This is a genomic window from Streptomyces spongiae (assembly GCF_009377185.1).
GTDB classification, from domain to species: domain Bacteria; phylum Actinomycetota; class Actinomycetes; order Streptomycetales; family Streptomycetaceae; genus Streptomyces; species Streptomyces spongiae.
On the sequence record NZ_VJZC01000308.1, the window covers coordinates 1 to 11,761 of the forward strand.

Annotated in this window: 11 protein-coding genes; 1 reads left to right on the forward strand and 10 read right to left on the reverse strand. The window is 65.1% G+C overall.

All coding sequences use genetic code 11. The features are described 5' to 3' along the window. Positions 1-132: 132 nt before the first annotated feature. The 4 genes from FNH08_RS31505 to FNH08_RS31520 are packed head-to-tail and all read right to left on the reverse strand — an operon-like array spanning position 133 to position 2,224. Positions 133-1,197 carry a hypothetical protein gene (locus FNH08_RS31505; RefSeq protein ID WP_152774932.1) on the reverse strand — a complete coding sequence of 355 codons (1,065 nt, stop codon included), beginning with the start codon at positions 1,195-1,197 and terminating at the stop codon, positions 133-135. Between the two features lie 24 nt (positions 1,198-1,221). After that, positions 1,222-1,602 (reverse strand): RRQRL motif-containing zinc-binding protein, encoded by a 381-nt coding sequence (locus tag FNH08_RS31510; protein WP_152774933.1) that lies wholly within the window; start codon positions 1,600-1,602, stop codon positions 1,222-1,224. Further along, positions 1,602-1,934 carry a hypothetical protein gene (locus tag FNH08_RS31515; protein ID WP_152774934.1) on the reverse strand — a complete coding sequence of 111 codons (333 nt, stop codon included), beginning with the start codon at positions 1,932-1,934 and terminating at the stop codon, positions 1,602-1,604. Before FNH08_RS31515 ends, FNH08_RS31510 begins: the two co-directional genes overlap by 1 nt. Beyond that, positions 1,931-2,224, reverse strand: coding sequence for a hypothetical protein (locus tag FNH08_RS31520; RefSeq protein WP_152774935.1), 294 nt, complete (start codon positions 2,222-2,224; stop codon positions 1,931-1,933). Before FNH08_RS31520 ends, FNH08_RS31515 begins: the two co-directional genes overlap by 4 nt. A gap of 627 nt (positions 2,225-2,851) precedes the next feature. Here FNH08_RS31520 and FNH08_RS31525 point away from each other — a divergent pair. Next, the gene (locus FNH08_RS31525; RefSeq protein ID WP_152774936.1) at positions 2,852-3,247 is read left to right on the forward strand and encodes a GntR family transcriptional regulator; all 396 of its coding nucleotides are present in this window, start codon (positions 2,852-2,854) and stop codon (positions 3,245-3,247) included. A 216-nt stretch (positions 3,248-3,463) separates the two neighbouring features. Here FNH08_RS31525 and FNH08_RS31530 read toward each other — a convergent pair whose 3' ends face one another. From FNH08_RS31530 to FNH08_RS31555, 6 genes are all read right to left on the reverse strand, one after another. Next, complete coding sequence (locus FNH08_RS31530; protein WP_322725829.1) at positions 3,464-4,027, reverse strand: flavoprotein; 564 nt, start codon at positions 4,025-4,027, stop codon at positions 3,464-3,466. Beyond that, a complete protein-coding gene (locus tag FNH08_RS31535; protein ID WP_152774937.1) occupies positions 4,024-5,259 on the reverse strand; it encodes a helix-turn-helix domain-containing protein in 1,236 nt (411 codons plus the stop codon). The genes FNH08_RS31530 and FNH08_RS31535 overlap by 4 nt, the downstream gene beginning before the upstream one ends. Before the next feature lie 1,191 nt (positions 5,260-6,450). Next, positions 6,451-6,957, reverse strand: a complete 507-nt coding sequence (locus FNH08_RS31540; protein ID WP_152774938.1) for a hypothetical protein — start codon at positions 6,955-6,957, stop codon at positions 6,451-6,453. 21 nt (positions 6,958-6,978) lie between these two features. After that, positions 6,979-7,890, reverse strand: a complete 912-nt coding sequence (locus FNH08_RS31545) for a hypothetical protein (protein ID WP_152774939.1) — start codon at positions 7,888-7,890, stop codon at positions 6,979-6,981. A 392-nt stretch (positions 7,891-8,282) separates the two neighbouring features. Next, on the reverse strand, positions 8,283-9,458 hold the full coding sequence (locus FNH08_RS31550; protein ID WP_228034470.1) for an HNH endonuclease: 1,176 nt from the start codon (positions 9,456-9,458) through the stop codon (positions 8,283-8,285). Positions 9,459-10,022: 564 nt separating this feature from the next. Further along, entirely contained in the window at positions 10,023-11,654 is a 1,632-nt protein-coding gene (locus FNH08_RS31555; protein ID WP_322725830.1) for a CocE/NonD family hydrolase, read from the reverse strand. Positions 11,655-11,761 lie beyond the last annotated feature (107 nt).

The following is an 11,761-nucleotide window of genomic DNA, read 5'->3' on the forward strand; positions in this document are numbered from 1 at the left end:
GTCTGCGAGGGTGCCGCTCGCCGGGGCTCGCCGGGTCTGCTTCACTGGCTTGTGTCGACTGCTTCCGGCAGTCGCAACGACGGCCAGCCCAATTCCCGTGGGCTGGCCGTCATTGGTGGTGCCGGAGTGGCTCTATGCCTCGGATTCCTCGTGGGACATCAGCGAGCCCCACGCCTTGCGCACCCGCTCTTCCCCGCCGACGAACCCGCCCTCGCGGAAGGCGGCCACGGCCTGGCGGTAGGACAGCGGCGGGTCGTCGCTGTAGCGCAGGTGCCGCAGCACGACGACGAGCTGAGCGTCCGTCAGCGGCTCGCCCGTCACGGGCGTCGGCACGCTCGCCACGGCCGCGACCTCCTCCAGCGTCACGGGGGGTGTGACGGGGGCGGTGTCGGGCGTGACGGGGCCCGGCGGAACCGTCTCGGATTCGGCCGTGACCTGCGTGTCTTCCTCCGTCACGGGGGGCGTGACGCCCGTGACGGCCGGACCCTCGACGGCGAGGGGTTCCGCGGCGGCCGTCACGCCGTGGGCAGGGTCGGTCACGGCCGTGACGGGCAGGGCGAACATGCCCGCAAGGGCCGCGTCCGCGCCGGCCGTCATCCGCTCGCGCTGGACGTCGACCAGGTGCGCCCCGAGCTGCGCGTCCCCGGTACCGACGCGCTCAGCGAGCTTCCACGACTTCAGCTCCGAGGCCTGGCGCGCCTTCTCGTCGGGGTGGTTCACGGCGCGGGCGCGGTGGTAGGCGAGCCGCTGCATGACCGTCGCGTTACGCCGCTGCGCTTCCGCGTCGACCCCCGTGCGGAAGACGACGATGCGGCGGGCCAGCAGGCCCATGCCCTCAGCCGAGACGCACATGGCCATCGGCGTGACGGCGAACACCACCGCCTCCGTCACGGTCTTCGCGACCGCGGCGCCGGTCAGGGACGCCACCGCGGGCAGCGTCCACAACCCGACCCGCACGGCCGCCGGGGCGGACTGTCCCAGCATGGTCAGACCCACCAGGGTCAGCGCGAGAACGAGCGTCGCGCCCTCGCCAGCGGCGACCACACCGAGCGCGGTGGCAGACCGGTGGAAGACGGATGTGATGTTGCTGTAGGTGCCCCACGCGCCCATGCCGCCAAAGGCGACCATGGGCAGTGCGGCGGCACCCAACACGAGTCCCTGGCCCCACGTGAGGGACCGATCGGGGGTGTCGTTCATGGGAACTCCCTGCTCTTGAAAGGTCTAAGCGGCGCGCTGTTCCTCGGTGGCAATGCACAGGCCGCAGATGCCGTAGGAGCGCGGGATGCAGTACCCGACGTCCAGTTCGCAGCGCGGGCAGGTACGGCGGGCGAGCATCGCCAAAGCGAGCGCGCCCCACTTGCGCGACGTCATCGGCCGCACCCGCTTGGCCAGGTCCTCGCGGTAGAAGTAGGCCACCCGGAAGCCGTGGTGGCGGTTGTAGCGCATCACCTGCGCGGCGATCGGCTGTCCGCCGGGCCGTAAGCCCTTGGCGCGCAGCTGTCGGCGGGTGAACAGACCGTCCGGAGCCATGCGCCACGGGTAGGTGGGGATGCCGTAGCGGGCGCCGGTGGGGTCGTAGCACTTGGCGTAGGCGGCGGACATCAGGCTGCCGCTCCGCTCGGTGCCGGGTCGGGCATGTCGGCGTAGGCCACCAGATCCACCAGGGCGCCCACGTACTCGACGGACACCCGCAGGACGCGCGTACGGCCGCCCACACCCTGCGTGCCGTGGTCCACGGCGTCCACGGCGATGCCCAGCGCTTCGCGCCACGCCTCGAAGTCGGCCAGGCCGTAGTGGAAAGCCAGCCTCAGTCGATCCGGATAGACGGTGGAGACGTCCACCATCGGCGCCGGCAGGTGCCCGAAGTCCGCGGCCAGCAGGCGCAGCGCCCGCAGGGACACGGACAGATCGTCCAGCGTCAGCCCCTCGCTCATGCCGCGACCCCCCGGCGTTCCGGGCGGCGGCGGGCGGGACGAGCCAGCGAGACGACGTTGAACAGGTCCGGGTGGTCGTCGACGACCCGAGCGGCCAGGCGGATCAGGTCGTCGGGGAGGCTGCCGAACTCGGGGTCGGCCAGGATGTCCCGCGCCGCGTCCAGCCGCGCCGCGCGCTCCTCGTCGCTCTCGCCCTCCACCCCGAGCCACAGTTCAACCGGGGTGCCGAGCGCGAGTTCCGCGAACTCCGCTTCGGTGACGGCCTGATGACCGGCAACGATGTACTTCATGGGGGTCTCTCCTCACAGTGGAACGGCTCGAACGCGCCCGGAGGTGCCTCTACGGGGCGTGCGCCGTGGGAAGGAACCGCACCGGATGCGGTGCGGGTAAGACCTTCGAAAGTCCTCATCAAACGGGCAGGCCACCGACGTGATGCCGGCGCCCTGCCCGCATGACGAGTGACGGGAAGCCCGTCACTGTCGTCTCGCGGCTCCGTACACGCCTTGCTCCCTTCCGATTGGCCGGCGCGCGGTCACCGCGCCACTCAGTCGCTACTCGCTGAGTGGTTGCTCCCTGGATGCCATGGGCTGGGTGCGGCCCAATCAACGGGGTCCACGTGATCCGGTCCCTGGGTCTACGCCCGAGGGTCAGACCAACGGCTTAGCCGCTGACACCGATCGATCCGTGAAGACGACGGACTTCTACGTCTCCCCTGCCGCTCGAACCGCGTGTAAGCAGGCCCGGCGGGCACTTCGTGGGTTGTTTTTGCAGGTCAGGCACTTACGAACACAGTCGCTGAAGCCCTTAAGGACTTCTCGTTTCCGACCTCATTCAGATTGACCTATGTCAATCTGAACTGTCAAGGAGGTGCGGCGGAAGAGGCAGAGATTGACCTAGGTCCGGTTACTCTCGGGGGTATGGATCAGAGCCCTGAAGTGCCCAAACCCACGCCGACGGCCAAGGAGATTGCGGCGCAGTTCCGCGAGAAGATCACGGGCCCCGATCGCGAGTACGACTCCGGAGATCGGCTCCCGGCTGCTCGCTCGCTCGCCAAGGAACTTGGCGTGCAGCTCATGACCGTCCAGAGCGCGTATGGTCAACTCCGTGACGAGGGGCTGATCCTTACCCAGCAGGGACGTGGGACGTACGTCCGTGATCCTGCGGTGCCCCTCGGCACCGAGCCGGGCAGCAGCCCCGCTTTCGTGGCTTTGGCCGCAGAGCTCAGTACGATTCATGACGCTCTCCGTTCGCTCGGGGAGCGGCTCGATCGGCTTGAGCGGCTTGTGGGTAGCGAGACTCCACCTTCACCGTGAGTTCGTCCGCGCGCCTCAGTAGTCGTTCGACCTTGAGGCGCTGGTCCCTCAAACTCGCTTTGATCAAAGCGAGTTCAGCAGGAGTCATGCATTCCAGCTCGCCGCTTCGCTCATTGATCCCTGGCATGCAGATGAGCATGCAGCCGTGAACGGCAGAGGACCCGGACAGAGTGTCCGGGTCCTCTTTCGTTGCAGGTCACGAGGGTTGACGACCCATCATCTGGTGACTTCGTCCACGGCGTCCAGCACTGCCTGCCACGGGAGTTCACGCCCCGCCGACGCCTCGCGCGGCTCGTACAGCGTCCACACACACGGGCCGTAGATGATGCGCACGCCCCCTGCCCGGAGGGTGTCGATGTGGTGCTGCCATGCCGGGTGGCGGGCATGTGCCGCGTTCACCCGTGGGAAGAGGACGACGGGCAACCCGAGGGTGCCGATCGCCTCACCCACCTGAGTCAGCGCCTGGTTGTCCATCAGGCCCGTGGCGAGCTTGGCCACCATGTTGGCCGACGCTGGGGCTACCACGTAGCAGTCAACCGGCGGGTGCGGTCGCGCCTCGCCAGGCAGGCGCGGTTCATCGCGCACGGGTAGGCCGGTGAGCTTCTCCAACTGCTCGACCTCGCCACTCATACGTAGCCACTGGCCTGCGGTCGGCGTCAGGGTGACAGCCACCTGCCAGCCGCGCTCCATCGCGGGCTCTACCAGACCAGTGCGCAGCGCCTCTACGCCTCCAGCCGCCGACCCGACGACTCCGAGCACCCTACGCTTGCCTGAACTCACTGCACCGCCCTGCACCGTTGAGCCATCACGAACACCTCGGACGATCGCGAGCCGCCAGTGACCGGGGATTGCTTGATCAGATCCCGCAGCGTCTCGCGCACCCTCGGATTGTTGCGTACGAGCTGCGGTGATGTGCGTTCAGCCGTGTGGAGCTCCGTGAACGCCTCGTCGCCCTGTCCGTTGAGCGAGAGGGCACGCGCGAAGTCGATGCGGTGCGACACGCTGCGCTCCTGTGGCATGTGATCGACATTGATCCGGCCGTGTTCCACCACGTACGACACATTGTCGAGGTCCAGCTCAACCGACAAACGGTGAAGCACAACGTTCGTGGGTCCGAAGCCGGTCTGCCAGTAGTTCTCATCCGAGCCGAGGTCATCCGCGAGTTCCTCGGCTCGATCCAACAGACCGGTTGCTGTGGGCCGGTCCTGGTGGCGGGCCGCTGCAACAGCGGCCCGCAGGTGAATCATCCCTAGCAAACTCAGTGCCGCAGGGTCGTTGTCGGTTACCTGAGACGAGAGCCATGCGGCAGCCGTGTTGCCCAACTCCAACGCGTCGTCGTACCGTCCGTTGGCCAACAGGGCGTGCGTGCCGGACCGTGCGGCGGACGCCAACACGAGCGGGTTGTCGGACTCGTCTGCTGCACGCATCGCGCGCTCGGCAGCGAGCCATGAGATGTCAGATTCCCCGATCTTCGCGAGCGTCGTTGCTGCGAGGTGGTGGGTACGTGCCGACACTGCCCAGCAGTCGCTACGGTCCTCGCCCCGCCACGCGGCTCGCTCCTCCAGCTCTTGGGCCGTCTGGAGGAGTGCGGGAAGGGAGGCGATGACACTGCCGAGCCGCCCGCCCTGGTAGTCGTTCCATGCCTGCTCAACACGCACGGCCACGGGCGCCGGTGTGGGGAGCTGCACCTCAGACTCAGGGCCGAAGAGCAGACGAGACAGCCGGCGCGGGCTCATAAGCGCGTCGCGCACGGCCGGAACGTCATCTTGCTGCTTCTCGTCCTCCATGAGCACGGCCTGACCGAGCAGGTCCCCAAGAGGCACGCGCAGGATGCGCGACAGCTCCGCGAGCATGTCGATGCGGGGAGGCTTCCTGCGTCCCGTCTCGATCTTCGCCAGCCAGTCAGTGCTACGACCAACCAGTCCGGCTAGAACCTCCTGCGTGTAGCCGCGACGCTTGCGGTAGAACGCTATCCGCTCACCGATGCTGAGGTGATCTCCGAGACCACGCATTGCGTGCTGCCTCCTGCGGGTTGTGTGGGCCCGTTTCACGGTACAGAGCCGATGAAGGGGCGGGTAGTTGGCCTTGCTCACTTTCGGGCCTGAACCAGCCTGGGGGATGTGAGACGAAGGGACCCGGACACTGTGTCCGGGTCCCTGATTTACGAGAGGTGGTCGGGTTGAGCATGTTGCAGCAGCCACTGCTGTCCACTTCTGGCGGTAAGGGACCTTATAGCTAGTCAACAAACACCAAACGGCGCAATCGGAACTGCCGCGATCCATCAGTCCTGGTAAACAGTGAAGTATGTACGTGAAGTCAAGAGGTTCATGATGTCCTACCACCCGCCGTCGCGCATCCAAACCGCCCTCGACGATGTAAATAGCCGACGACACATGAAGTCGTTTAGAGCGGGGACGATTTTATTAACTGCCTTGTCGGCAGCCACGGCGGCGCTATTTGCAGTGCCAGATAATCCGGTCGCCGTGAGTGCAATGGCGGCTGGAATCGGCGCAATTTCCGGGCCATTCATTTTTTTCATCTTGGCTTTCGCGTGGTCTCTGTTCACAGGGTGGCATCACCGGCCGGTCAACCCCCTCAGAGCCCTAATTGCGGTCGACCAGTTGGTATTTGAGCGAGGGGTAAGTCCGCCGGGGACGCCACGTGAGTGGCCTCCAGAACACAATGATCGCCACCTATGTGACCAGATCGGCGCTGGTGGGGATAACTACAATGACTCATGGTTGCATGCCCGCATAGTGCTGCGCGTGGTTAACCGATCGCCATATCGAGTGCGTAACGTACGAGTAGGCGCATCCAATTCGGATGGCGAAGCTCCGATTCGATTGATGAGCTCGACAGGCCATGAAGGATTTGATCTACCAGCGGGCGGTTCGGTGGACGTGATTCTTTGTGATCACTATGAACTGCCATGCTATTGGGGCACGTCCGGCGGCTCGGGGCATTTTTCGTTCGAGGAGAAGACGCTACGCGGGGTTAAACCAGAATCAGGGAGCGTCACGATACATTTAGACGCAAAAGGCTTTCCTCATGTTACGGTTCGCGCGCAAAATGCGAACGATATCGATCGGACGCTAGACGGGTTTTCTAGCTCCTAGGCAGGCTGCACCAGGATGGGCTGAACAGCACGAACAGACTCGAATGCGAGAGTTTGATCACTTGCCCAGCTGTCCGATGCACCCCGCCTAGGGCTGCTGGCTTCTTTCCGCCAAGGAAAGCGTCAACCCGGCACAGCTCACAAGAAGCCCTATTACGCTCGATATGGCCGCAGACATGATAATGCTGGTCAAGGCGAAGCTTCCCGTTTTGCTATCATCGACGCCGATGGCCAAGGTAGCTGTCACGAGAATTATCATCAATAGAAGGCTGGTCGCCAGCAGAATCTTGCTGATTCCTACTCGTGCGTCGGCTAGCTGATTTTCGCGATTGTGTTCGTCTGGGGTACTCGCGGTTCGCCGACCGAATGCCGCCATAATCGCGACAGCAGCGAGGGCGAACCCTAGAAGCCCGCTTGAACTACCAGTCAGGGATGAGTAGATTTCTTTTCGGTTCTCGGCGTCTACCCGCGCCAGCAGGAAGGCTCCATCCCTTAAAACGTGTGCGACGATAAAACCCACTTCGGCGATAAGGAAGATGAGGATTGGGAGGGCCCACAGGTGTCGGTCAATCCATTGCCCTATTGATTGCAACACAGGCCCTCCGCTAGTGGTTTTCTATCCCTTGCCCCGCATCTTCTGCCCTTGTACAGCGGAAGCGATCTTTCCGTCGCGCTGAAACGTCTTGTATGCCTGGTCTAGGGCCAGGAATACTTCGCCCGGGTTGGGCATGGATGGGACGTTTATGCTGTTCGAAAATTCCTGTTCGATCTGCAGTCGCTCTTGCAGTAGATTGATGGTCTCCACTCGCCCCGTCGTGCTGTTGCGTCCACGAATGATCATGTTCGTGACGAAGTCATCAGCCTGCTCAGCGAGGGCGAATACCTGTTCCTCGGTTTCACCGTCGAGATAGCTATCGCGCGGCCCATACTTACCCATGCCGAGCGTAAATCGGATGGAAGGAGCTTTGCGCCCAAAATACTCTGGAATTAGAGTTCCGAAAACTTGGCCCGAAGTCTCTGGGTGTCGCCTTGTCATTGCCACTTCGACGGAACGCATTTGACCTTCCATTGCCAGAAGCTTATCAAGCATGTCCTCCCGGTATAGGGCATCGAACTTGACATGCGAATTCATCTTGCGGCGCAGGTAAAGTGACAGCCGTGAGATGCGCGGGACGTCTTTTGCGTAGTCGTGAGCACAGACTCCGTCGGGCCACAGAGAGACGTGGCTAACGTCGGCTGGGTATTCGTGGGATCGAAGGGAAATCGGGCTTACGCTGCCTGCGCTATCCCACTTGAATGGGCGATTGTTCGCCCCTCGCAGTGCAAATAGCCGCAGATTCGTGGGCTCGCTTCCTGTGCCCGTCGATACGACCTCAACCGCTGTCACCGCGTCCCCGGCATCGAAGATCGCGAAGTCGCCATCTGCGGCGATCGCTGCAGCTAGAGCGGTCGCGACGTCACGCGGGTTGAAGTCGGGCTTCCCTGCCACGGAGCCCCAGCGGTGAAATATGAGCCTGCGCTTCAACATGAAGCCATGCTAACCCCCCGGTTAACAGTCGACTACCGAAAGCTACTGTTCGATATTCGATCATAAGTTCGGTTTAGTCGTATCGCAACCCCTCTCGTCTTGCGAATGACTGCCCATCTGGACACTCAAAGTGTCCCATCCGGGTCTGACAGTGACGGGGCGTCAGCTGCGGTCGCACACGCTCGGTGGATGGTGCCATGCCCCTCACTACCCCTATGCCCCCTGCCAAGGCGGTGTGGGCTCGTAATGAGGCAGCAGAGGGGCGCATCTAGGATCCCTCCTAGGCTATGTGTGGGCCAGGAGATAGTCGCGTAGCTCATGACGCGGCGTTTTGCAGGTCAGCTGACACATAGGTGTTGTCGGGTGGCGGTCTTGGAAACCGCCCAGTCGCGTTACCCCTGCCGGCCAGTACGTGACTGCCATTCTCTGTAGCGCCAGCGCAGCGCCTCGGCGTGTGGGCGCCGAGGCAGCTCACGAAGGTGCGGCGTGACGATACCCAGCTCCTCGATAGTTGGGCCCTGGGGGCGCGTCACCACGTTGAGGGTCTCGGGCTCAATGGCGAACAGGTGCGCATCGTAGGCGCGGTGGAGTGCTGCGTTAAGCGGCAAGCCGTTGCGAGGATCGTCTGTGCCGTCCTCGGCGTCGGGCCTCAGGTGAGCTGCCTCAATCATCTCGGGCACTGCGATTGCCGAGAGGGGACAGCGAGGTCCGTAGCGCTGGAAAACCCGCAGCTTGAAACGGCGCTGCCCAGGGCGTTCGCGAACGACCCGCTGGCTGCTCCGGCTGCGGCTCCCTGTCAGAGAAAAAGGCTGATCGTCTGAGTGATCCTCAGTCAGGAGGTGCTCCGGCCTGCTGTCTCCGAAGCTGATCAGGAAGATCTTGGAGCGCTCTTCCCAGCCCTCCACCCACGCCAGACGCACGATGCGGACGCTGGACCGAGGAGTCGGCTTCGCGATGACGAAGATGGGCAGCTTCAGGGCTGCTGCTGCCTTGGTCGCCGCGACCTCCGACTCATCACGACCGGGGCCCCGGCCAGTAGTCGGGTAGTGGTAGATCACATCGTTGTCGCTGATCTCGTCCGGGTAGTGCGCACCGGTGTGGAGGACTCCCATAGTGATTCCGCCCTCATGGACGGCCTCTGTCCTGGCTTTGTCCATCCAAATGCCCTGGCCTCCGCCATAGACACCGAATGCACGGAGGACACCCGGCGGAACCTCGCGGAGGTCTTCGGTGAGCTGTAGGTGCGACCAGACTGCAAGACGCCAGGCACGCTCGCCCTCCACCGTGGTTGGACGCCCATCGACCACAGTGAAACCGAGGCGCTCCAGCAGGCGGTTGCTGTGATCCCGTCCACCGCTGATCACGCGCGCGTCAGGGGCCTGGGTCTCGTAGCGGTATGCCACGTTGGCGATGGCCTTGGCGTCGTACAGCCGACCACCCACCTGAAGGTAGTACTGATTGGCGCGCTCGAACCTGTGCCCGTCCAGGAAGGCGTCTCTCCCTCTGTCGTCGTACTCCTCGACGACGCGCCGAACGATGCTGGCATCCGTCAGCCCTGTAGTGGTCATGAGCCCCCTCCGTCACCTGGTTCAGGGTTGATCCTAGGAAGGGGCACTGACACCGAGCCGCTCGTTGTCCTGGTCTTTGTCCAGTGCGCTGACGGCCACCACTGTTCACCGCCGTACGCTCACCCCGCCTGACCTGCCGCATGAACCCCTGCGAACACCCCCGGACAGCCACGCGGACAGTTGGAAAGCGTGTTGGGGGCAACCCCTCACGAGTTCGAATCTCGTATCCTCCGCAGTTGCCTGAACAGGCGAAACGAAGAGCCTGGACCGCTGAGCGGTCCAGGCTCTTCGGTCTTCCCGGGCGAACTCGGGCCCGGCTCCACTCAAGGGGTGCGCCTTCGGGCACGGTGCGGCGATCTGAGGGGGGCGACTCGCGCAGGCGGTCCGTGGACAGATAGACAGATATAGGGGCATGTTTTATGGGGCCGTACTTCTATATACCAACCGTCGCCCACGTCCATCGTCTTCTGGGGTCCGCCGAAGCGGAGCAGGGCTGCAACGGCTTGCGCGGGGAGTTGTATGGGCGCGGTCTGCACGCCAGGTCGGGGCTCCCTGCGACGGCGGTCAGTGCGCTTCTCGTAGCGGCAGGGTGATCGCTGAGGGGTGTGCGGGGTCGTGGAAGACCTGCTGGTCGGCGGTGCGCAGGGTGGTGGCGGTGGCGCGGGGTTCGCCGGTGCCGGGGTTGCGGTTGTAGCGGGGGAAGGCGCCGCTGGAGATCTGGACGCGGATGCGGTGTCTGCGTGGGAAGCGGTATGCCGTGGGCCACAGCCGTACGTCCGCCTTCGACGTCGCGTCGGTGTCGGCATCGGTGAGGCCGGTCAGGCCGTCGCACACATTGGTGGAGCGTCCCTGCTCGTCGACGTCGCAGAGGCGGACGAAGACGTCGGCGTACGGCAGGCTGGAGCGGAAGTAGATCTCTGCGCTGACCTCGCCGATCACCTCGATGTCCGTGTCCAGTACCGGAGTTGTGTAGGTGACGACGTCGGGGCGGGCTTCGAGTGCGGTGTTGTCCGTGCGACCTGATTTCACACCGACGGCCATGCGGACGCCGCCGACGGCCGGGGTGGGGTCGGCCGGGTCGTAGCGGTAGCCGTCGGGGGATGATTCGGGGGGTGGTTCCGTGGAGAGGCCGCCGGCCGGCTGGAGGTGGAAGCGGCGCGGTTCGTAGCCCGGTGGCGGCCAGGACGGGAAGTCGCGCCATTTCTCCTCGCCCATCACGAACAGGCGGACCGGCGCACGGTCGGCCGGCTTCTGGCCGTGGGCGTACGCCAGTCCGAAGTCGAGGGCCTCGGCTGCGGCCGCCTGCCCCACGCCCATGGAGATGTGCGCCCAGGGGCCGACGGTGAGCCGGGCGGTCCGTCCGGCCTCCTGCAAGGTGCGGAAGTCGCGGATCTGGCCGGGCAGGAAGATGTCGAACCAGCCGCCGACCGTGCTGACCGGAACGGTGATGTCGGCGACCCGTCGGCTGTGGTCGAGCACCTGCCAGAACGGCGAGTCGGCGTCATGGGAGAGGACGTGTCGGAAGTAGTCCGAACGGCGGCCGGTCGCCGCGGTGTCCGCCTGGTCGAGGGGCAGCGTGTACCAGGCGCGTCGTTCCTTCCGTAGCCGCCGCAGCTGGTGCAGCAGCGCGAAAGGGCGTTCCTGGTCGGCGACCTGGAGGCCCCAGCCGAGCGTGGCCTCCAGCGAGAAGGACTCCGTGCGGAGGAACTCCAGAGTGAAGGCGGACTCCGAGACCGACGGGATCATGGCCTTGACCTGACGGGGTACGGCGTCGGCCACCGCCCACTGGGCGAAGCCGAGGTAGCTGCCGCCGTACAGCACGACCGCCTCGCCGCACCAGGGCTGCTCGACCAGCCAGTCCAGGGTGTCCAGGCCGTCCTCGCGCTCGCACCGCAGCGGGTCGAAGCCGCCGCCGGAGCCGAAGGTGCCGCGTGTGCTCTGGACGAGCACCTGGAAGCCGCGCTCGGCCAGCGGACGGACCAGCTGCGCCGCGATCATGCCCGACCTGCCGTAGGGGATACGGACGAGCGTGGTCGGCAGGCCGTGGCCGCCGGCTTTCGGGGCCCAGCGGTCGGCCAGCAGCTCGGCTCCGTCGCGCATGGGGACGTGCAGATCGCGTTCGACGGTCAGATCCCTGGTCAGGGGCGGGGGGAGGCGCAGCATGCGCTGGACGAGGTGGCTGCTCAGCTTCGTCACTCGGGTCCTCCGGCGGGGGAAGTACGGCTGCCGCCGGTGAGCGCGGGGGCGAGACGGAGCAGGCGCCGCGCCAGCTCCTCGGGGTCGAGGGGGTCGAGGGGGTCGCC